The 23,615-nt window shown below is 51.9% G+C and carries 13 protein-coding genes; 10 read left to right on the forward strand and 3 right to left on the reverse strand.

Going from position 1 to position 23,615, the window contains the following annotated elements; translation table 11 throughout:
- Positions 1-31: 31 nt before the first annotated feature.
- The 9 genes from NDI52_RS08050 (at position 32) to NDI52_RS08090 (ending at position 15,652) form a co-directional block, all read left to right on the forward strand.
- Positions 32-1,063 carry a hypothetical protein gene (locus tag NDI52_RS08050; protein WP_190774848.1) on the forward strand — a complete coding sequence of 344 codons (1,032 nt, stop codon included), beginning with the start codon at positions 32-34 and terminating at the stop codon, positions 1,061-1,063.
- Positions 1,064-1,260: 197 nt separating this feature from the next.
- Positions 1,261-3,519: a hypothetical protein gene (locus NDI52_RS08055; protein WP_190774849.1), complete on the forward strand. Its 2,259-nt coding sequence runs from the start codon at positions 1,261-1,263 to the stop codon at positions 3,517-3,519.
- A 2-nt stretch (positions 3,520-3,521) separates the two neighbouring features.
- Entirely contained in the window at positions 3,522-5,288 is a 1,767-nt protein-coding gene (locus NDI52_RS08060; protein ID WP_190774850.1) for a glycosyltransferase family 4 protein, read from the forward strand.
- A gap of 18 nt (positions 5,289-5,306) precedes the next feature.
- The gene (locus NDI52_RS08065; protein WP_190774851.1) at positions 5,307-6,920 is read left to right on the forward strand and encodes a glycosyltransferase family 4 protein; all 1,614 of its coding nucleotides are present in this window, start codon (positions 5,307-5,309) and stop codon (positions 6,918-6,920) included.
- A 44-nt stretch (positions 6,921-6,964) separates the two neighbouring features.
- Positions 6,965-7,855, forward strand: coding sequence for a glycosyltransferase family 2 protein (locus tag NDI52_RS08070; protein ID WP_190774852.1), 891 nt, complete (start codon positions 6,965-6,967; stop codon positions 7,853-7,855).
- Between the two features lie 5 nt (positions 7,856-7,860).
- A complete protein-coding gene (locus NDI52_RS08075; RefSeq protein WP_190774853.1) occupies positions 7,861-8,322 on the forward strand; it encodes a hypothetical protein in 462 nt (153 codons plus the stop codon).
- A 92-nt stretch (positions 8,323-8,414) separates the two neighbouring features.
- Positions 8,415-10,187, forward strand: coding sequence for a hypothetical protein (locus tag NDI52_RS08080; protein ID WP_190774854.1), 1,773 nt, complete (start codon positions 8,415-8,417; stop codon positions 10,185-10,187).
- Positions 10,188-10,324: 137 nt separating this feature from the next.
- Positions 10,325-12,814 (forward strand): glycosyltransferase, encoded by a 2,490-nt coding sequence (locus NDI52_RS08085; RefSeq protein ID WP_190774855.1) that lies wholly within the window; start codon positions 10,325-10,327, stop codon positions 12,812-12,814.
- Positions 12,815-13,024: 210 nt separating this feature from the next.
- Positions 13,025-15,652, forward strand: a complete 2,628-nt coding sequence (locus NDI52_RS08090; protein WP_190774856.1) for an adenylate/guanylate cyclase domain-containing protein — start codon at positions 13,025-13,027, stop codon at positions 15,650-15,652.
- Between the two features lie 150 nt (positions 15,653-15,802).
- Here the strand turns inward: NDI52_RS08090 and glnA are convergent, their stop codons facing one another.
- A complete protein-coding gene (glnA, locus tag NDI52_RS08095) occupies positions 15,803-17,224 on the reverse strand; it encodes a type I glutamate--ammonia ligase (protein ID WP_190774857.1) in 1,422 nt (473 codons plus the stop codon).
- 659 nt (positions 17,225-17,883) lie between these two features.
- On the opposite strand from glnA, the gene apcB reads away from it, so the two are divergent.
- Complete coding sequence (gene apcB, locus NDI52_RS08100) at positions 17,884-18,393, forward strand: allophycocyanin subunit beta (protein ID WP_190774858.1); 510 nt, start codon at positions 17,884-17,886, stop codon at positions 18,391-18,393.
- A 95-nt stretch (positions 18,394-18,488) separates the two neighbouring features.
- Here apcB and NDI52_RS08105 read toward each other — a convergent pair whose 3' ends face one another.
- Together NDI52_RS08105 and NDI52_RS08110 are read right to left on the reverse strand one after the other, a co-directional pair.
- On the reverse strand, positions 18,489-19,109 hold the full coding sequence (locus NDI52_RS08105) for a hypothetical protein (RefSeq protein ID WP_190774859.1): 621 nt from the start codon (positions 19,107-19,109) through the stop codon (positions 18,489-18,491).
- 427 nt (positions 19,110-19,536) lie between these two features.
- Positions 19,537-23,574 carry a DNA-directed RNA polymerase subunit beta' gene (locus NDI52_RS08110; protein ID WP_190774860.1) on the reverse strand — a complete coding sequence of 1,346 codons (4,038 nt, stop codon included), beginning with the start codon at positions 23,572-23,574 and terminating at the stop codon, positions 19,537-19,539.
- Positions 23,575-23,615 lie beyond the last annotated feature (41 nt).

The following is a 23,615-nucleotide window of genomic DNA, read 5'->3' on the forward strand; positions in this document are numbered from 1 at the left end:
GCATCAAAAACATTGCTATACAGCCCTCGTTATGTTTACCCGCCCCGTTGTTGTGCTTCAGGCTGCTGGAAATCGCCACATTGGTGTCGGTCACCTCTCCCGTACCGCCACCCTGGCCCAGGCATTGCTAAAAACAAGCTACTGGCACCGTGTTCTGGTGATCTGGGAGGCTCCACCCGAATTGGTGGAACACTTTGCCCCCAAAGGTTGTGAAGTCTTGGGCGTCGAGGATCGGGAGACGGCATTGGATTGGCGATCGCTCCTCGCTCCCCCCGGCACTTATGCCGTCCTCATCACCGACTTGATGGACCTGGAGGATAAGGATTTCCAGGCCGCCCGTGATGAAGGGTATCGGCTATTGGTGCACCTGAACGACAGCGCTAGTGGGCGTTTTTCGGCTGACATGATTGTGGACGAAGATAGCTCGAAATCCACGGCTGATCTGCCTGCATCGTTTGAGAAGGCCGCATTGATCGGATCGCCTTATCGAGTGATTCGGGAGTCAGTGCGAGACTTACGACCGGAGCAACCCTGGCAGGACGATCGCCTTCGCTGCATTCTCGTGACTCTGGGAGGCGCTGACCCTGCTAACCTGACGCTGAACTTTCTGCAGCGGCTGCGGCCCCTCTTGGACGAGGCCGATTTAGAGGTGACAGCGATCGCCGGTCCAGCATTCCATCCCAATCATCGCTATCATCTACAAAACCTGGCCCAGAAGGAGCCACGCATTCGCCTTTTGAACGCGCCATCGTCTCTAGCGGAGTTGATTGTGGAACACGACCTGACTATTACGTTAGGAGGTATCACAAGCTATGAAGTGATGTGCCTGGGGCGGCCTTGTGGAGCGATCGCTTGGGAAAACATGGCTCCTTACGTAGAACCTCTAGCGGCACTGGATTTGCTGGAGAACTTGGGAGCTGTTGAACAGGCAGCGGATACCTTACGAAGTCGTCTGATGGATCCAGCACGCTTGAGCGCGTTAGCCAGTAAAGGGTGGCAAACGATTGATGGACAGGGGGGCGATCGCATTGTTCAGCAAATTTTGCAACGGGTTCAGTCCTGATAGGATAATTCCGGGGGATGTATTCCAATTTTGCAAATTTGGAAACCCACTTGTGTGAGCGAGCTTCACCTACCTCAAACAAGTGGGATGTATTATCCTCTATGGGTTGTGAGAGAATGGTGGGGCTCAATCTGCTGAGCCTCTTGGAATCATGCTTAGCAGGATTAACTACCTATCTGTTCTTTAGCCTTTTTCCTATGTTTGAATTAACTCTGGACGAGACCCTGGCACAGCAGGAAAACCTGGAGAGTTTGTGTCAGGAATGTCCCGAGGGGAACGTTGAAATTTTTCATGGAAATGCGTTTTATGGGGGCGATCGCATTCTCAAAACCTATGCCAATCTTCCCCCGGATTACGCCTTGAAGGGAGTGGTTCCTCATGGAGTTTATTTATCAGATACTTTTATTTGGCATAAAGAAATTTTCAGTCCTTTGCCGGCTGCTTTCTACTTTTCAGAACACCTTCAGAAAAATTACGAAAATAACTTAAAGAAGCAGCATGTTCATAAACGCTTATACCCTTTAAGTTCGCCGTTTCTCTATTTACTAGATCTCTATAAAAATGCACCTAAGCCCGAGCGCGATGGCACTCTCTTTTTCCTGACGCACTCGACTCATCACATTACCACGGCATTTGATCCTCAAGTTGTTATTGATAAGCTTCATGCGTTAGAACAACGTTACCATCCTGTTACCATTTGTCTATATTGGCGAGATTTCCAGCTCGGGTGTCAAAAGCCCTTTGAAGCGGCGGGGTTTCGAGTCGTTTCGGCGGGGCATATGTACGATCCCCTCTTCATGGCGCGACTTTATCATTTGCTGTCACTGCATCGCTACGCGGCAGGCAATGATATTAGCTCTCATGTGTTTTATGCGGTTAAAACTGGGTGTCCTTATCTCTACATTGATACTGGTAATGTCACTCGTTCTGCTGCAGACCCGAAGCGTTTAGCTTTGACCTTAGCCACATTGGATGAGCCGCGTATCCAGAAAATTAAGTCCCTATTTCAGGAGCCATCCGATTCTATTACTCCGGCACAATTAGAGTTAGTAGATTATTACCTCGGAGCCCAATATTTTCAGTCTCCTGAGGGTTTAAAACAGCAATTTTTAGACCTGGAGCCCTTATACGAGTTGGGTTACAATACGCCGCATTATTTTCAGGTATCATCCCCTGAACTTTCAGCCCAATTGGATGAGGTTCCATCAGAGGTTTCTGCTAAAGAACGGCGTTTTTTATATAACTACTTTGCGAAGTTCTGGCCAGGGAATGAGGATGTTTTCGAGATTGGGCCATTTTTAGGAGGAACCTCGCGAGCGATCGCCCTCGGTATGGCGGCAAATCCTCAACGAAACCCCGAAACAAAGTTCTATACATGCGATCGTTTTGACGAGTATTACGACCCTCAACAGCTCTCCAATTTCCTTCAAACTTCATTTGAAGAAGGGCGATTACCTGCTGATTTAAAGGCAACGGTTGAAACCTCAACTAGCTTTTTGGAAGTCTTCCAACGCTTCCATGAAAATCAGCCTTACAGCGCATTCTTGGTCTCTCAAAGTCAGGCTTTGCCTGATTATCCTGAGCAGGTCGGACAGCTTGAACAAGAGTTTGAACCTCCTGATAGCCAGTTTGGTGCTGTTTTCGTAGATGGGTGCAAAAGCTGGTATGGCACCCAGTATTTCCTGCTAAAAATGGCCCCTCACGTTCATAAAGGCACCATTTTTCTATTTCAAGACTACGGATGGTACACCTGCTTTTGGATCCCCCTGGTCGTTCAACGGTTGGCTGACCATTTTGAGCCCATTGCCCATGTTGGCTCAACCTATACTTTTCGGTTAACGCAGGAGTTGCGGGTGGAAACGGTTGGCGATCGCCTCCCTGACACTTTGTCAACTATCGATAAAGGGTGGATCGATGACGCCTTTGCTGCTCTTTTCTTGCAAGCTCATGCTCGTCAAGATACGCGTGCTCTGGCCGTTTACACCTTGCAATGGGGGGCTGCACTGGCCTACCTGGGCTGTGTGGATGAAGCCAAAGCTACCCTGGTGTCCCTGCTTACCCAACCCTGGGTGAAAGAGGTTGAGCCTTTCCTGAAAAATGCGCTGATGTTTCCCACCTACACAGGGCAGCGGGATCAAATCCCGCTGTTTACCGAGCAGAACTACCATCATCTGATGCAACAATTGGGGCGTTTTACCGCTAAAAAAATTAAGGATGAGAAACTGGCCTTCAAGCAGCAACAAATTGAGAGCCTGCAAGATAAGCTGGCTCAGAAAGTGGCTCAAACCGAGAAAATAGAGCGGCAGAAACGCAATCTGGCTCGGCAGCTTCAGGAGTATCAGGATGCTCTACACGATGCTCAGACGAAGCTAGCCGCCCTGGAAAATAGTAAGTTTTTGAAAATGCAGCGACTCTGGCTTCAGGTCAAGCGATCGCTCCGAGGCGGAGACCATTAATCATGAAAGTTGCCCTACTCAGCACGAATGATGTGGACGGGGGAGCCGCTCGCGCGACCTATCGGTTACACCTTGGTCTTCAGCAAATTGGGGTGGAATCTTCATTAGTGGTGCGGAGCAAGCGATCGCCGGACCCTCAGGTTTACGCTACTGACACCGTTTACTCCGAAGAGTACGTGCGGCGAATGGGGCTGGCGGCAATTCAATCTGTTTTTATCGACCAGGATCGCTCAGACCTCACCAATACGCTCTTTTCGCTGCCTTACCCGGGTGTGGATCTAAGCCAGTTCCCCCAAGTAATGGGGGCTGATGTGATCCATCTCCATTGGGTTAGCAGATTTCAGTCTGTGACGACCCTGCAAAGGCTGCTACAGCTCGGTAAGCCCGCCGTGTGGACGCTTCATGATTGCTCAGCCTTCACAGGAGGCTGTCACTATCCGGCGGGATGCGATCGCTACCAGACCACCTGCCATGCCTGCCCTCAGCTAGCCGAAAATCCGGCAGATTTGCCAGCTTATCTGCTGCGAGATAAGCTGGCCCTGCTGCAATCTCCCATTACCGTGGTCACTCCCAGTCAATGGCTGGCCGATTGTGCCCGCCAGAGTGCTTTGTTTCGGCAGCAGCGGATAGAAGTCATTCCCTATGGGTTGGAGACCGATGTGTTTCGGCCCTGGCCTAAGGGAGAGGCAAAGCGGGCGCTGGAGTTGGATGAGGGGGCGATCGCTCTACTCATTGGAGCCAACAATGGGAACGAGCAGCGCAAGGGATTTCTGCCATTATTCAAAGCGTTGCAGCAGTGCCGTGCGAACCCGCAGTTTGAGAGCTTGATCGAGGCGGGTAAAGTAACACTGCTCTGCTTTGGGGCCCCTAGTGAAGATCTAGAAACCCTCCAAATTCCGGTGCGCTCCTTTGGCACCATTGATTCAGATGAGACCCTCAGCCAGCTCTACGCCGCAGCCGATCTGTTCATCCTGCCGTCTCTAGAAGACAACCTGCCCAACACCATGCTGGAGGCCATGGCCTGTGGGACACCCGTTATCGCCTTTGCCAGCGGAGGTATCCCTGATGCTGTTCCGGATGGGCAGACCGGAGCCCTCGTTCCACCCGGTGATTTAGAGGCCCTGGCCCAGGCAATTGTGACGTTAACCCTGGCACCTGAACAACGCCAAACCCTGGGAGAAACAGCTCGTCGTCATGTGGAAGCGAACTATGCCTTGACCCTTCAGGCCGAACGGTACCAGGCATTATATGCTGACTTACCCTCACCACCTCTGGTCGAGCGATCGCCCGCTGATCGCGATATGAGCCTCGACACGAGCATGGGGCCTCACTTTGCGACCCTGTATCCAGACCTGGCTCAAGAAGCTCTGCTGCGGGAACGACGAGCGCTAGAGAAACGCCTGGATGCTACTCAGGAACGTTGGGAAGCAGACAAGTTGCTACTCCAGCAAACCAAACAGGATCTTCACGAAACCCGTTCAGTACTCCACGAGAAGCGGCTGGAGGTGCAGAAGTTGCGGCCAGAGGTCCAAAGGTTGCAGAAATTGCGGCCGGAAGTACAAAGGCTGCGACCGGAGGTGCAAAAGCTGCGAGAGCGGTTGGCCAATCAGCGGCAGCAGGTCAGTCAGTTAGGGGAACAGTTGGTCCACACACAAGAGGAATTGGTACGATCGCAGGCTAAAATTGCGGAGATGGAAGGCAGTCGATTCTGGAAACTGCGAAATGCCTGGTTCAGGTTGAAGCAGTTGGGACGGAACTCCGAGCCGTGAAGCAGCGTTTGTGCACCAATGAAAATTGTTCAGGTCAACACCCGAGATATTCGTGGCGGAGCGGCGCTGGCGGCTTATCGCCTGCATAAATCACTTCGACAGTTGGGGCAGGATAGCCGCATGGCGGTGCGCTGGAAGGTCTCGACCGATCCCACTGTCCTGGAGGTGACCTCACAAGCGCTCGAACTGGAACTCCAGTCTCCTGAATGGCTAGCCATTCAGCGGCGTTACTTGAACCGTAATCTGACCAATCGAGCCAAAACCCTTTTTACGGCCGCATATCCAGGGTTAGATTTAACGTCGGTCGAGGCGATCGCCCAGGCCGACATTATCCATCTGCATTGGGTCAGCCAATTCATCTCCCCCACCTCTCTGAAGGCCCTGCTGGAACTAGGCAAGCCTGTCGTCTGGACGTTGCATGACATGGCTCCGTTTACTGGAGGGTGTCACTACAGCTCGGGGTGTAGTGGCTACACCGATAATTGCGCCCCCTGCCCACAATTGCAGAATGACCCCTACCATCTTCCATCCGCGGTGCTTCAAGACAAATTGGAGCTCCTAGCGCACGTCCCCAACCTGACGATTGTGACGCCGAGCCGCTGGATGGCCCAGGAGGCACGACAGAGCCGTCTCTTGGGGAACTGCCCCATTCATGTCATTCCTAACCCGATCGAAACGGATGTTTTTCGACCCCTGGGTAAACCTGCTGCCCGGCGACGTCTAGGTCTTAAACCGGGAGCGTTCACCTTCATTGCCCAGAGCAGCATCGAGTCTCGGAAGGAATTCCCCCAAGTGTTGGAGGCGATTCGCCGCGCTCTGCAGAATGGAAAGTTTAGGGCCGCTGCCAATGCTGGTAAGATTCAATTCCTCTTTTTTGGCAACATCAGCCATCCCCTGGATGCTCCTGACATTCCATATGTTCATGTGGGCTTTTGCAACTCGCCCCAAAAGCTAGCAGAACTCTACTCAGCAGCAGATGCGTTTATTCTGCCGTCGCTAGAGGATAATCTGCCCAACGTCATGTTAGAGGCTATCAGTTGTGGCACACCTCTGATTGGCTTTGATGTGGGTGGCATGCCGGATGTCATTCGGTCGGGTAAAACGGGTTGGCTTGCTCCTGTGGGCGACTTTAAGCGCATGGCAGAGCTCATCGTCGATTGTGTACTACAGCGCGAAGCCTCTGTCGCTATGCAGTCTCTCTGCCGGGAAATTGCCGAAACGGAGTACTCCATGCCCGTGATCGGGCAGCGCTTTTTAGCGTTGTATGAGTCCCTGCTCCAATCGTCTTCAAATGGGAGTTCCAGCAGTACAAGCTCTAACTCCGGGGGCACAGCGACGCTCGTGAACACAGTTCTAACGGAAACTGTCTCACCTCCGGTTCAGACTAGCCTGGCTGGCTTCAATGCCACTCTGGGTGAACACTACGAAGCAATTCATAAGCCTGTGCTGGTTCATGCGCTGCTGCACGATACTCAGGAGCTCCAAACTCAGGAACGACGCATCCAGTTTCTAGAGGCCGAAATGACTCAGAAGAACCAATTAATTGAAGCGATGGAAACCAGCAAATTTTGGAAATTGCGGGGTCTCTGGTTTCGAATTAAACGGCGTTTAGGTCTTCCTGCCGAGGAGTAATTGTATTCCCCTCTCGTGTTCGTGTTTCCCTCAACTATCCTGCTATGAAAATCACGGTTATCACGGTCTGTAAGAATGCTGAAGCTCACATTGAACAAGCCATTCAGAGCGTTGTCAATCAAACTTACCCGAATGTGGAGTATTTGATTATCGATGGGAAGTCGAGCGATCGCACCCTCGATATCGTCCAGAAATACGCCTCGAAGATTGCCCGTGTTGTCAGCGAACTTGACGGGGGAATCTATGCGGCCATGAACAAGGGTATCCGCATGGCAACGGGAGACTTTTTGTACTTCCTCAATTCTGATGATTACCTCGTTAATCATCAGGTCTTTGAGAAGTTAGCAAATTTCATCGCCCAGCAACCAAAATGTGATTTTGTGTACGGGCAAATGGAAATGCGAATTGTGCAAAATAACCGCACGATTCATCGCGTACCCCGGCCTCCTGAAGAACTGAAAGAAGCTCTTTTGTGGTTTTCGGATGGCCCTCAACATTCTGCCAGTTTCTTCGGTCGCCATTTGTTTGAGAAGCTGGGACTGTTTGATGAGACATATCGAATTTCAGCGGATTATGACTGGTTTTTACGATTGGCTCAATATCCTGAAGCTGTAGTTTGCTATTTTCCTGAAATCATTGCTTCTTTTTCGAACCAGGGCTTTTCCTGCCGCGAACAGACTCTTTCACTGACAGAGTTTTTCCGTGTTCAAAATAGTGCTCCTCTTTTCCAGCAAGACGACTGGCTTCAGCAGCGGGTTCGCTATCTTCAGCATGAAGTTATTAGCCTTCATGAGAGCTTAAGCCGAGCTGCGAAAGCTCGTCCTGTTTTTGCGAATACACCCAGAGCTAAAGCTCTTCTGGAAAAAGGTGAAGACCTTCGCAGCCAGTTAGCTGATTTGCTTCATTCCAACCGATCTAACTCTATAAATTCCTAATCGCAATGCTGAATCGCATCAAAGTTATCAAAGAGCTACTTCTAAACAAACTGGATGAGATTCTTCGTCGATTAGAACAACTCGAAGGACTCTCAAAAACGACTCAGGATATTGCGGTTTTAACCCGTCGGTTAGACAATTTTGCAGAAGCTCAATTGGAAAATGAAACGGCACTTTTAGAGGCATCAATTCGTATCTTGCAGATATTAGAAGCAAGGCCTACGCGATCCTTTCTCCTGCTAGGTAATGCTCAGGAAACAGCGGCTGCTCAGCAAACTTTAGGGATTCCATCTTCTAACCTCCAAGCGATGGGTTGGAATTGGCACGACGATCTGGAACTGTCCGTCATTTCGGATAAGACCCAGATCATTCTCTGTAAGCTTCCTACTGAACCTCACCATTGGGAAAGCCTACAAAAACTGCAACAAAAAGTTCCTGGCTCTCTCGGTATCTTTTCCCTCATGTGATTTTCTGCGCGTAAGAATTGCAGTTCTTCAAAAACTGCAATTCTTGTATCTCAAACAGTTTTCAGAAAGACGGAATGATATAGCAAAATCTTATGAAAATTGCCCTTCATTACCCCTTTGAAGAAAACTGGTTTGCTGAAGCCGAATTAGCTCGCCGTATTGAAATCGCCGCGCAACGGTTGGGCTGGCAAGCTGTCACCTGTCGCAATGCTCAGGAGATCCAGGATTTTCAACCGGATTGCGTGCTGGCGATGCACGACAACGCTCCTAAGCTGACGTCATTTCCTACATACGGGTGTATTTGGAGCCCGCCCCACTTTTTTGAAGGGGTGGATAAGGCGATCGCCCACATCCTTTCCTATGACGGCTATCTGGTTGCCGCCCCCTACATCGAGCGGTGGTTGCATCGTTTGCTGAGCAACACCCCCAAGCCGTTTCTGCGGATGCCTTTTTACACCAGCTCCCCCGCCACCGAATACCAGCAGCCTCAACTTGACAACCCACAATTGGTTTACTGTGGCTCTAATTGGGATGGACAGCGCTTCTCCGATCTGTTCCGTGAGCTGGATCAGCGGCCCTATATGGCAGTGTACGGCAATCCTGCTGGGTGGCAGTACTTGAAGAATGCGTACCGGGGTAGCCTACCCTTTGATGGCACCAGTCTTTTCAAAACCCTCCATCAAGCAGGGGTGGGCCTGTGTCTGCATCGGGATGAGCACCGACGGGCTGGGGTTGCCTCCATGCGCATTTTTGAAATTGTTGCTGCTGGAGCTGTAGCCGTTTGTAGCGATCATCCCTTTATCCGCGACGCCTTTGGGGATTCCGTGTTGTATATTGACGCGGAAGCTAGCCCGGTAGAGCAGGCCCGGCAGATTGATCAGCACATGGCCTGGATTTGTGGAAATCGGGAGGCTGCGATCGCCCTCACCCAGCAAGCCCACGCCCACTTCAACGACCATTACACCCTGGAAAAACTGCTGCAAAACCTGCCTCAGCTTCAGCAGGAGGTACTGCCTGAGAAGCAGTTTGTGGCGCACGGCCACTTGCAGATCGAGGAGGAATGCCCGGTGCAGATCCTCTTGATGGGGGTGGGAAAGTCGGCGGAAGAGGTGGGGCGATCGCTCGACAGCCTCAGCCGGCAAACGTATCCCAATCTCTCCGTTACCTTAATCCAATCCGCCACGGATTCTGAACGGGCAGAATGGCATCACACCGATGTTTCCATGATGCGGTTGGAGGTTCCCGCTGATGTTCCCTTCAGCACTGCTTTGTGGAAGGGACTGAGCCGCATCCACAGCACGTACGCTGGAGTTTTGGACGCTGGAGATGTGCTGTATCCCAATCACATTGGGACGCTCGTACAAATTCTGGAGCAAAATCCTGAAGTGGGAGTTGCCTATAGCGGAGCTGTGGGGCGATCGGGCGATCCCCTTGAGTTGTACAGCTTTCATCCCTACAGTTCTGAGCGGTTGTTGCAGCTTCAGCCCCTGGTTGCTCCCGGTAGTTTTTTGGTGCGTCAGTCTTGTCTATCATGGTTGGGGCGTGACCCGGAACTCAGCGAAGCTGCCCACACCTGCCTGTTGCTTCACCTGGCCCAACGAACCCAATTCAAATTCAGCTACGAAGTGACCGTGGAGGTGCAACCTCCCGCCCCCATTTCTGAGACAGAACAAATTGCCCTGCGCCTCGTCTTCTGGCATCAGGAGTTTACCCCTGGCCTGACGATCCAATACGCCCAACAAAACTATCGCGATCTGTATGATGCCAGAGCCCGCATCGCGGCTATGGAATCCAGCAAGTTCTGGAAACTGCGGAGTGGCTGGTTTCGGGTGAAGCGCCGCCTGGGTATTCCTACAACGGATTAGGAACAATCTTGTCGTCAGAATCGTGATGGGGAGTAGCACGGCGCATTGCACTGTGCTACTCCCCATCACGGTTCTTCAACCGGATTTGATATAAAGTTATTCCTGACCGTTCCAGTGTGACGCATCACTGAATTCCCATGCCTTTTCCCCTTGAAGACGAATTTTGGATTGAAACCCGAGACTTTCTGAAGGAGCACGCTCAGCCCACGGCGGCGATTCTAGCTCCGAACGAATTTATGGAGTTTTTTCCAGGGAACTACCACTACAACGTCACCTATGTGCTGCCTCCGGAGCAATTTGATTTTGTAGTGTTCCATAAGGGCATGGTGCATGAAGTAGAACCGCCCTTTGCGGTGGCGGTGATGCAGCAGTTTCAGCCGGTGTTCGCAAATCCGGTATTTGTGGTGTACGCGCGCCATGCTCTGGATTCGGCGCCTCCTGTGGTCAAAGGTCATGTGCAATCGTTGCTAGACCAACTGGCGGCGCTCGAAACGCTGGACCGGATGCAGGAGAGGAAGCCTACCTTCGCTAGCGTGATCACGACCTACAACCGCCCGGGAAGCTTAGCGCGATCGCTCCCCCAAATCCTCGCCCTCGGTGCCCCTGTCGTCGTCGTCGATGACGCCTCCACCGAAGAAAACTTTCACGAGAATCAACGCATTACCGACGAACACAACGTCCCACTGATTCGCGTACCCGAAAACCGAGGCTTGCCCAACGCCATGAACATCGGCATTGGCTACTGGTTAGCCGACCCCGATGTGGATTGGATCTCCTACTTCCAGGACGATGTGGATGTACACCCTGAGCTATTCCAGATCCTGGGGCAGATTCAGGATGCCAAGGAGCGGCCATTGTTGGCGGGGAAGGATGCATCGGAGCATCCCACGTTCGCAACGGGGGCGTTGGGGGGATACCAGGTGTTGTATAAGCGATCGCTCCCCGGTCAACACCTACACGCTCACCGCGGCTACTGGGCAGGGGTGCTGCCCATCCCAACTCCTTACCTGGGTGCGCCCAAACCCGTGGGCCGTAAGCATGGCCAGGGAGCCGACGAAGATTGGTGGATCACGGCATGGTCACCCAATTCCATCACCAAGCGCGGCGGCTATCTCATTGTCGTGCCGGGATTGGTACGTACCTTCCAGGGTGGGGCGGAAGGCTCTACGTGGGACAATGCCAGCGAACGCGATGCCAGTGGAGCCGCCCTCGGAGAAACGCCTCTATTGGAACTGGCTGTCCCCAAAGCCCCGGAAGCGGAGACTCCACCCCAATGGATTGAGTGTGACCAACGACCCGCTACGGGAGAATCCGCCCTGGCAGGCAAACTAGCTGGGGTCAAAATCCTGATGGATGGCTACAACCTGCAATTAACGGACGGTACCGGCATCAAAACCTATAGCACCACCCTTGTAAAAGCTCTGCAAACGATGGGAGCTCAGGTGGATGTTCTGCTCAGCCGCAATAGCAATAAAAAAGATAAGGTTCTCGACGAAATCCTGTTTTTTGATCATCAATCCCGTCGTACCAATCTTATTGCGGAGTTAATCGGGCTGTTTAAGGGGATGGCAAAGTCCTACACCGGGCCTTTCTATCGAGCCTGGCGACGGACGAGCATTGGCGATATTGTACTGAAAGAGGGAGCCTATGGAGCGGACTTTATTCGCTATGCGCAGTCCTTCAACCTGGCGAAGTGCTATGACATTGCCAATTTCTCTTTCTCCCTGACCGGGCGTGTCACCGACATCCACGTGCCCGAAAAGATGGATATTTGGCACGTGACCTATCCGCTGCCCATTCGGATCAAAGGCACTAAAAAAATCACCACGGTTCACGACCTGATCCCGTTGCGATTGCCCTACACCACGCTGGATAACAAAAAGGATTTCTACGGCAAAATCCGCAATGCCATTGAGGATTCTGAGGTCATCATCACCGTTTCCGAGAATACCAAGAAGGATTTGCTCACTTACTTTGATGCTGACCCCGATCGCATCGTGGTTACGTACCAACCTGTGACTCTGCAACCATTGCAGGCGAATGAGCAGGCGATCGCCAACTACCTCCGTCGCTACGGCCTCACCCCCGACAACTATCTCCTGTTTGTGGGGGCGATCGAGCCCAAAAAGAACATCGGTCGTTTGCTGGAAGCTTACGCTACGGTAGATACAGATATGCCCCTAGTGATTGTGGGTAAGAAAGCCTGGTCCTGGGAACAGGAGTTGGGGAAACTCAACTACCTGTTTGATCGTGACTCCAAACGCCAGGTCAAACTGCTGGAGTACGTCCCGCTAGAGGCGTTGAAATACCTCTATAAGGGCGCCTATTCCCTGGTCTTCCCCTCCCTCTACGAGGGGTTCGGCCTGCCCCCTGTGGAAGCCATGACCCTGGGATGTCCAGTCATTACCTCCAGCGTTTCTTGCTTGCCCGAGATCTGTGGCTCAGCAGCGCTCTATGCCAATCCTTATGATGTAAATGACATCAAGAACAAAATTGAGAAGCTGTTGGGCGATCGCCCCCTCCGCGATCAAATGATTGAGCGCGGCTACGAAATGGCCCAAACCTACAGCCTTGAAAACTATCTCCAACGCCTCTATGGTGCCTATGCCAAAGCATTAGGGCAGTAGTAGGCAGCCCAAAAATATAGCCAAGGAATAGGTTCAGAGAGGAGGCTGACACCTTCATGAAAACTTCATCTCGAGTGGTAGTCTATCGGTGGAGTAGGTTAGCTTAGAGATCGGGCCGTACGCCCTAGGGTGCTCTATCGGAAATGCTTCTACCAGATTTTTGCTGGTGTGGTTGCTTTGCATTGTTCAGACCCCTAACCCTGCAAAACCATGGCCGATTCAAATGGGAATATGTTGGCGATCTTCTCTCAGGGCGATCGCCAAAGTGCCCTTATTCCCCTTGTTAAAGATTTACCCGCCCCTCAATTTGTCAAACTGCTTGACCAGATTACTCAAGAGTTTGACCAGTGCCGCCGCGCCATCGATCTCATCAATAACGATGGCCTGGAAACAGCACTCGAGCAGATTTTAGAAGCGTTCACCTTAAAGATTGGACAAATTTTGAAGGCTGATCGTACCACAATCTTTCTCGTGGACGAAGAGAAAGAGCAGCTCTGGTCTAAGGTTGCCAGCGGCGAGAATGGTCAGATCAAGGAACTTCGCATTCCCCTATCCGTAGGTATCGCCGGGCACGTGGCTAGCACGGGCAGTCCCCTCAATATTCCCGATGCCTACAGCCACCCAATGTTCAACCCCGAGGTGGACATCAACACTGGCTATCGCACCTCTAATATTCTGTGCATGCCCATATTCGATGGCCAGCATCGAGTTGTTGCAGTGGCGCAGTTGTTGAATAAGCAGGGCGATCGCCCCTTCGATGTCACCGACGAGATCCAATTCGAAGAGTTTGCTGCTGCTATGGGAGTCATTCTTGAAAGCTGTACGGCTTTCTACATGGCTTCTCGCAATCAACGGGGAGCTACTGCCCTACTCAATGCCACCACATTTCTGGCCCAGAGCCTTGATCTGGAACGCACCCTCCAGGCGGTGATGAATGAAGCCCGGAAGCTGATGCAAGCCGATCGCAGCACCTTATTTTTACTAGACCGAGAACGCGGTGAACTGTGGTCTAAAATTGCCACAGCCGATGGCAAAGAGCTACTTGAAATTCGTATTCCAGCGAACCGAGGAATTGCTGGCTTTGTCGCTTCGACCGGGCAAACCCTCAATATTCCCAATGCCTACGAAGACCCCCGTTTTGACCCTTCGACCGATCAGCGAACGCGCTACCTCACGCGCAATATCCTGTGTATGCCGGTTTACAACTCAGAGGGGAAACTGATTGGTGTCACCCAATTAATCAATAAATATCAGGGCACGTTTAACCGCTCGGACGAAGAATTCATGCGGGCCTTCAATATTCAGGCAGGTATTGCGCTCGAAAATGCCCAACTCTTCGAACGGGTGTTACTGGAAAAGCAATACCAGAAGGACATTCTGCAAAGCCTTTCTGATGCTGTTATTTCCACCGACCTGGAAGGTCGCATTGTCACCATTAATGACGCAGCTCTGGCGTTACTGGGATGCCCCCTACAACGGGACGGGGGACGGCAGCAACAAACCTGGATTCGCAAACTCACCGGGCGCTGGGTCTGGGATGTGGTCCCCGTCGATAACCTGCGGATGCGCCTGGAGGACAGTCTGAAGCATGGTGCACGGCACTATGTACCAGAGCAAACCCTAACCGTTGGCAGTTACTTATTAGGCCAGGAAAAGTCGCAGCAGTCCCACGCTCTCTCTGACAAAGCCACGACTTTGGATGTGAAACCTGCCGAGGATGCCCCCATTGTGCGGCTGGAGGATACGGATGGGTTGACCCATGTGCTGGCAGTGCGATCGCCCACGCATCCCAACCACTACCTCCCCTGGAACCAAGAGACATCTGACGCTTCCCCCATTCCGGCTGAGCATGTTCAAGAGATTGAGCGCAGCATCAACCTCACCGTTAATCCACTCACGAACCCCGAAGGGCGGGTGCGAGGTGGTCTAGTTGTCTTGGAAGACATTAGCCAGGAAAAACGGATGAAGGCCACCATGTACCGCTACATGACACCCGGTGTCGCTGAGCGGGTCATGGCCCTGGGCGAAGATGCCCTCATGGTAGGCGAACGCAAGGACGTTACCATCCTCTTTTCTGATATTCGCGGCTACACAAACCTGACGGAGCACATGGAAGCGGCCGATGTCGTAACCCTGCTGAACAATTACTTCGAGACGATGGTGGAGGCAGTCTTCAACTTTGAAGGCACCCTCGACAAATTCATTGGTGATGCCTTAATGGCCGTTTTCGGGGCACCTCTCCCTCTCCAAAATCATGCTGTTATGGCGGTGCGCTCTGCCTTAGATATGCGACGACGCTTGGCCGAGTTTAACGCCGAGCGACAACTCATTAACCAACCAATGATTCGCATCGGCATCGGCATCAGCTCCGGCGAGGTCGTTTCTGGCAATATCGGTTCCCAAAAACGCATGGATTACACCGTGATTGGAAATGGTGTAGACATTAGCTCTCGTTTGGAAGGCGTCACGAAGGAATATGGTTGTGACATTATTCTTAGCGAGTTTACCTATCAGCTTTGTAAGGATGAGGTGTGGGTAAGGGAACTGGACCGTATTCGAGTGAAGGGTAAAACCCAGCCGATCGCCATTTATGAATTGATAGGCGATCGCCAATCTCCCCCCGACGACGAGACCCAAGAATTCCTCGACCTGTACTACAAAGCTCGTATTGCTTACACCCATATGGATTTCAAAACCGCCATTCAACGGTTTGAGCAAGCGCAGCAGCTGCGACCCACGGATCGCGCGATCGCCGTTCACCTGGAGCGTGCCCACACCTACCTCCTGACTCCCCCATCAGCGCATTGGGATGGCGTTCACACGATGACCACCAAATAAGCAATTTTTGTATGCACGCTGTGCTTGCAAAATTTCAAACACCCAAGAAAAAAGGGAAGGACTAACCCTTCCCTTTTTTTAACCAACACAGATACTTAGACAAAGAACGAACCGGTCACGCCTTTTGTTTTCTGTCTTATACCTTCTGCTTTAGCAATCGTAGTAGAGTGCGAACTCGTAGGGGTGAGGACGCAGACGCATCGGGTTCACTTCGTTGTCCAACTTGTAGTTGATCCAGTTGCCAATGAAGTCCTCGGTGAACACGCCACCGGTGATCAAGAACTCGTGGTCCTTCTCCAGGCTGCTCAGCGCATCTTCCAGAGAACCGGGGGTTGAAGGCACCTTCGCCAATTCTTCAGGGCTGAGGTCATAGATGTCCACATCCAGAGGCTCACCAGGATCAATCTGGTTCTTGATCCCGTCGATACCGGCGCAGAGCATTGCTGCGAACGCCAGGTAAGGGTTGGAGGTTGCGTCGGGGCAACGGAACTCCAGACGCTTCGCCTTGGGATTGGTACCCGAGAGAGGAATTCGCACGGAAGCGGAACGGTTACCCTGAGAGTAAGCCAGGTTTACGGGAGCTTCAAAACCAGGCACCAGACGCTTGTAGGAGTTGGTGGTGGGGTTGGTGAAAGCCAACAGCGCAGGTGCATGCTTCAGGATACCGCCGATGTACCACAAAGCCATGTCGCTCAGACCGGCATACTTGTCGCCCGCAAACAGAGGCTGACCATCGCGCCAGATGGACTGGTGGGTATGCATCCCAGAACCGTTGTCATTAAAGACCGGCTTGGGCATGAAGGTAACCGTCTTACCGTGACGTACACCCACGTTTTTGATGCAGTACTTGTAGGTCATGAGCCAGTCAGCTGCTTCAACCAGAGTACCGAACTTAAAGCCCAGTTCGCACTGACCGCCGGTTGCTACTTCGTGGTGATGCTTTTCAATGGGTACACCGCAGTCTGCCATGGTTAGCAGCATTTCCGTCCGGATGTCTTGCAGCGTATCCGTGGGAGCTACAGGGAAGTAGCCTTCTTTGTAGCGAGGCTTGTAACCCTTATTGCCGCCCTCTTCAACGCGACCGGAGTTCCAACGACCTTCTACCGAGTCAACGTAGTAGAAGCCTTGGCTCTCGGTTTGATCGAAGCGCACATCTTCAAAAATAAAGAATTCAGCTTCAGGGCCAAAGAACGCAGTGTCACCGATACCCGAAGCTTTCAGGTAATCGATCGCCTTATGCGCGATTACACGAGGGCAACGGGAGTACCATTCGCCCGTCCGGGGCTCTTTAATGCTGCAAATAATGCTAAGGGTCGGCTCCTTCATGAAAGGATCCTTCCAAGCGGTGGTGGGATCCAACACCATCGTCATGTCAGATTCGTTGATGGCTTTCCATCCCCGAATACTAGAACCATCGAAGGGAACCCCATCTGTAAAGCTGGATTCATCAATCTGGTTCTCAAAAACCGTCAGGTGCTGCCAGGTACCTGGCATATCGATGAACTTCAGATCGATCATCTTGTAACCTTCGTCTTTAATTAGACGAAGGACGTCTTCAGCGGTCTTGGTCATGAACTACTCCTTAGTTCCGGCAAATATTCAAAGAAATGTGACGCATGATGCACATGGAAGGCAACCCTCTGAGCTGCCCAAGGATGGCTCGCCTACTGACCCACGCTTCCCCTGCCCACACAGATCTCTGAATCCAAACATCTTGATCAGGTAATTGGGCTTAACTGCACCTGCATAATCGTAGGAACTGCGATGCACGCATTTTGTATAAAGAACTACAAAATGCGTGAGTTCTCTAAAGAAATTAGATTCCTCTTAAACGAGGCAATTCTACGGATTAAACCCCTCCTCAGAGAATCCTTCAAATTGATCCCCAAGGAGCGATCGCCCTCAAAGAAGTGCTTGTATGTAACACTTAACTTTTCTGAAATTGGAAGCTCTAACTGCCCAAAAAACAACATTTTTCCCAGAAAAATACGGCGATGGTCCCTAATCTTTAGAAAAATGTTGAGATTTGATAGTTGTCCGATCCTTAGTCATAAAACTTAATCAGGCCAGCTCCGATAGAGGCAGTAGAAGCCTCATTCCGCACAATGTCCCGTGATAAACTTAGCTTCATTGCGGCATAGAAGCCAGTTTTATCAGAGACGACGCAGGGCTCGTACAATCCCCTGTAACATCTGAACTATCAATAAACCTGTGTTGGGAGACTTTATTTTATGCGGGACGCAGTCACAAAGCTGATTGAAAACTACGATATCAAAGGCCAATACCTGGATCGGGACGCCATGGATAGCCTGAAGTCCTACTTCACAACAGGTATGGAGCGGGTTCAAGCAGCCGCTGTGATCAATTCGAACGCCGCAGCCATTGTGAAGCAAGCAGGCTCCCGACTGTTCGAGGAAGTACCTGAACTGATTCGTCCCGGTGGTAATGCTTATACCACTCGTCGCTACGCCGCCTGTCTCCGGGATATGGACTATTACCTGCGTTACGCCAGCTATGCCATCATTGCAGGCAGCATGGATGTATTGGATGAGCGTGTACTCCAGGGTCTGCGGGAAACCTACAACTCTCTGAGCGTACCCATCGCTCCGACCGTTCGTGGTATCCAAATTATGAAGGAACTGGTGAAGGAACAGGTAGCTGCTGCGGGTATTAGCTCCACTGCTTTTGTGGATCAGCCCTTTGATTACATGACGCTTGAACTGAGCGAGCAAAGCGTCTAATTCTCAAATATTTTCTGAAAAAGCAGAAGGGACGTTCTTAGAACGTCCCTTTTGCTTTTTGGCTCACTATTATGTTTACCTGGCATGTCAACAAATCAAATGCGAGCAGCCAAAAAACCATCCGGTTCCAAAATCCATAAGCTCATGCCCTCGGCTGATTGAATGATGACGGTTTCATCACCTCGGTAGCTGAGCCGGTTGATAATTTGGCATGCTTGCTGAAGATCATCAACTGTCTTGAATAAGCTATAGAAGCGGCCTTCATAGAGGATGGCGGAGAGGCGTTTATCGAGATCAGGAACAGAAATCTCGCACGTTTGATAACTATCCGTTGATGTCAGGAGACGGTAGGACGAATCCAACTCGTCATAGGAGGAATCCGCATCAGTAAAGCTTTGAGCGATCGCCTGTTGAGACGCTAAAAGGGCATCTGGCTCAAAGACCCAAATCGCGAATCCCTTGGGGGTTTGGGTGAGTAGGGGAAGGTGATCCCGCTGGCGCAGTTTAGTCGCTAATTCTAAAGCTCGCGCTCTATCTCGCTCAGAGCGGAAGAAGCTATAAAACTGATTCCCATAATTAATTGCAGGCATACGCTCACCCGTTTCTGTCAAAACAATATGACAGGAACGGTAGAGGGTACGTGACTCTAGAATCAATGGCTGATCAGTATCAGCCTGACCAATCCCATCAGAAAGATCAGATAAAAAGGATTGCATAACGTGAGAGGCCAGGAGTGAAATGTTATGAAGTGTGTTTTTATCATCCGTCGAAATGGGACAGTTGCCATCCGGCAAAGTACGGGACTGGCAAGGGATTGCAGCGTTTTTCCAGGCCAAAAACAACCCAACTCTTAGGGAAAACCCCATTACCCGATAGGGAACTTGTTAGACCCATAAATCGTCGGCCTTGAGCTTAATTTCCCCTGTCTATACAGCTCTAGCAGAGTGGCCGTGAAGTAGACCCAGGCTCAACGTGCAGGGATATTTTGTGCGAGTTATATAGCGATTATTCAAGTTGATTCTGCGCAGAATCAATCCAACGGCGCTGTATGGTTGAGCCCTATAACACCCAAAAAAAAGATGGTGTAGAACACGAGTGTTCTACACCATCTTACTTAAGCTGCACAGAGTGCCCTAGAGGTCTTTAATCCTCATCATCGTCGTCCATGTCATCGTCGACGTCTTCATAGTCATCGTCGTCAACTTCCGACGCGGTACCGCCAATCAACTCATCGGCATCCTCATCATCCAGGATGGGAGAAGCGCCTCCAAAGCTAAAGGGCCGGTTGAAGTCTGCCCCGCCGCTCTTGGGCCGATCAATGGGGAAGATGTCGAGGCCACCGTCGAGATCATAGCTACGGGCAATGCGATCGTCGAGAACCACATCTCCCAGCGTCATCTCGTCCTCAAACACGCCACCGTCGTAGCTCAGGTCTACATCAATGTTCGTGTTGGCTTCTTCGTAAGCATTGAAGCCTGTCCCTGCCGGGATGAGACGACCAATGATCACGTTCTCCTTCAGACCACGCAGCCAGTCCGATTTCCCTTCGATCGCCGCTTCCGTCAGAACCCGAGTGGTTTCCTGGAAACTGGCCGCCGAGATGAAGCTGTCGGTATTGAGTGACGCCTTGGTAATACCCAACAGCATCGGGGTATAGTCTGCCGGAGCCCCACCTGTGATAGCCATAGCCTCGTTTACCTGCTGAATCTGGCGCAGTTCAACAAGTTCGCCAGGCAGCATGGTGGTGTCACCTCCGTCATCTACCCGTACCTTCGAGGTCATCTGCCGCACAATCACTTCGATGTGCTTGTCAGAAATCTCAATCCCCTGGGATTGATACACGGACTGCACCTCGTTTACCAGGAAGGTCTGTACTTTCTCCAGGCTTAGCAGAGCTGCCTCATAGGTGCCCATGCTTTCGCGGTAATAGCGGAAGAACACTTCCAAGATTTCGTGGGGGTTGGCAGGGCCATCGGTCAATGGTTCAGCGGTATCAATTTCTTGGCCATCGATCACGATCACGTTTTGACCAGGGCCAATGACGTATTCAGTAATAACGCCATCAGTTTCAACCACCTTCACTTCGACGTTGTCATCGTCGCCGTAAATCACCTGAGCTGTACCCGGACGAGCCGCCAGAATACAAGCTTCTTTGGGCTTCCGGGCTTCCAGGAGTTCCTCAATACGAGGTAGACCCTGAATGATGTCTCCGGTCTTGGCTCGTTCAAATACCAGCAGTACCAGGTTGTCACCCCGTTGTACCAGGTCCCCATCGCTGATATGCAGCACGGCACCCGCAGATACCCGGTAAGGACGTGCCAGTCGAATAACCACTTGGCTAGGCTCAACCGAGATAACCTGACCCGATTCTGGAATTTCTTGTCCAGGGGCAATGGTGCTTCCAGCCACCACCAGATCACCCGATTTCACGGTAGGTATTTGGCCCTGGGTGTCAATCGTCATCAGGTCTGCATCGCGCACGATGAGCAGACGACGAATGGTTTCCCCCTGGCGAATACCGCGCACTTCACCGCCTTCCTTAGACTGAATTTCAGTCCGAGCAATCACGGCTCCAGGAGCGATTTGGTCGCCATCTTTCACGAGCAGGCGGGTCTGGGTACTGCCCTGGGTTTGATCCGCAACCACATCGCGACGAATCACCAGGGATTCTAGAATCACCAGTTGCAGACGCATGATGCCGTCTTCGGTTTCATCGGGAACCAGCTCGATGTCTGCTGCCAATTGGGGAGCTTCTTGGTCAATTTCCAGCACCAGCTGGGTGCGTACCAGTTCAACCCCTTCAACAGATTTGACGCGATCGCCATCCTTATACAGCACACGCTGTAATGCCCGCAGTTGGATGGAACGGCTCATGTCTTCGCTAGAAGACGCCTGGCTGGGAACCGGAGGCTCATCGGGTACCGCGAACTCGGTCACAGGGCGCAGCAGAATTGCGGGGCCTTCGGGAGTCTCAACATACTCCAGGTAGCGCAGTTCGTTGACGACCAGCCCAGGGATCACTTCTTCTCCGGGGAGAACAATGTTGTCTTCCCGGTTGGCGATCGCCTCGGGGTTATCCAACATGTGCAGTTCACCGGGCTTGACCACGATTTCCCGCAGAATGTCGTTCTTCTGAGTGACTTCAATGACACCGTTGCTCTGGCAGAAGATGTCCTTCACCACTTCGGTTCCGGCTTCAACGTATTGACCGTCCTCCACCAACAACAAGGAGATATCCTTGTTGACTTCATGGGATTCTTCAGGAATCCACAGAATGGTTCCACCCTTGACGACTTCGTAACCGAGCTTCGCCTTCCCTTTCTTCGCCGTCTCCAAACCCGAGAAGCGAACGATACCGCCAGTCTGAGTGTGGTAGCGATCGTCGATCAGTTCAGCAACGACCTGGCCGTTGGTCACTTTGGTCCCGGGAGTCGCAATCAGCGAGAACCGTTGGTTGTTAGGGGTCTCGATCATGTAATGCTCTCGGCCCTGGTAGCTCTCGGCCCGTACTCGTGCCTGGTCGAGCTGCACAGAAGCTGTGATAATTTCGACTTCGCGGTTGGTTTTGCCTTCGCTATCCGGAGGAATCCGAACCGAACCACCGTTTTCGGTGATTAGCTTGGTTTCAGCGAGGATATCTCCAGCCGTGATGCGATCGCCGTTCTTCACAACAGGCTCTGCACCCGGTGGCAGGTTGTAAACCTCACCTGAAAGAACCCAGATCAAACCACCCCGCTGAGCGCTGCGAGTGGTGTTGCCCTGACGGTCCTTCTTCTCTTCCGGAATTACATCGGCGAATTTCACTTCACCGGCCAAGTCGGAAGCCACGTCCTTGGTAGCCTTTTCTGTAACCTTACGAACACGACCAGCCGCAGGCATTTCTGCCACCATCTGTCCAGCTCGTACAGATTCGCCATCCTTTGCAAACAGAATGGAACCCGGTGGCAGGTTATGGGTTTCCTGCTTCGAACCCGATACGATGGTGAGATCAACACCCACTTCTAGAATTTGTGCGTCTTCCCCATGACGGGTGCGGAAGGCTCGTGCCCGAATCTGCTTCGGCTTGATTTGCACGATACCGTCGGCAGCAGGCCGAACTTGGGGCACTTGCTCCCCAGTAAACGTACCTCCTGTGTGGAAGGTACGCATGGTGAGCTGGGTCCCCGGTTCACCGATAGATTGAGCGGCGATAATCCCAACCGCTTCACCCAGATCTACCAGGGAAGCATGAGCCAAGCTCCAGCCGTAGCAGGTTTGGCACACAGAACGGGTAGCTTCACAGGTGAGGGGCGATCGCGCTCTCAAGGAAGGTAGATTGGCCTTACCCACAGCTTTAGCCATCTCAGCCGAAATAGGCTGATTGCGTTGTACCAACACTTCACCAGTAGCAGGGTCAATAATATCCTCTGCTGCCGCTCGACCGAGCAGTCGATCCTGGAGGGGAATCAGTACGCGTTCCCCGTCAGTCATGGGGCGAATCGTAATACCGCGATCGGTGCCGCAATCTTGCTCGCGGATAATCACGTCCTGGGATACGTCCACCAGACGACGGGTCAGGTAGCCAGAGTCGGCGGTACGAAGCGCCGTGTCTACCAGACCTTTCCGTGCACCGTAAGAGGAGATGATGTATTCCGTTACAGTCAGACCTTCCCGGAAGTTGGTTTTAATTGGCAAGTCAATGATGGCCCCTTGTGGGTTTGCCATCAGACCTCGCATCCCCACCAACTGACGAACCTGAGAGATGTTTCCTCGGGCACCAGAGAACGCCATCATGTAAACGGAGTTCAGTGGATTGTTTTTCTTGAAGTTTCGCACCACTTCGTCTTTCAGTTCTTCACTGGTGCTGTTCCAGGTGTCGATTACCTTCTGGAAACGTTCCACTTCGGTAATGTCGCCCCGGCTGTAGCGCTCTTCGGTGAGGCGAATTTCTTCTTCGGCTTCCTGCAATAGTTGGCGCTTGCTAGGGGGGACCTGCAAGTCATCCACACTAATGGAAACTCCAGCGCGAGTCGCAAACTTAAAGCCCAGATCCTTCAGTTCGTCGGCAATTTGAGCGGTGCGAGCGGTGCCGTAGTTGGTAAATGCCCAAGAAATTAGATTGCGTAACTGTTTCTTATCAACCACTCGGTTACGAAACACAATCTTTTCTTCAGGCTTCTGCGTTGCGTTTTGCTCCGTCATCGTAGTCTCTGCCCTCAATTAACGATTAGCGAGTTCTGCAA

The sequence above is a fragment of the Leptolyngbya sp. PL-A3 genome (assembly GCF_039962325.1).
Classification (GTDB): domain Bacteria; phylum Cyanobacteriota; class Cyanobacteriia; order Elainellales; family Elainellaceae; genus Vacuolonema.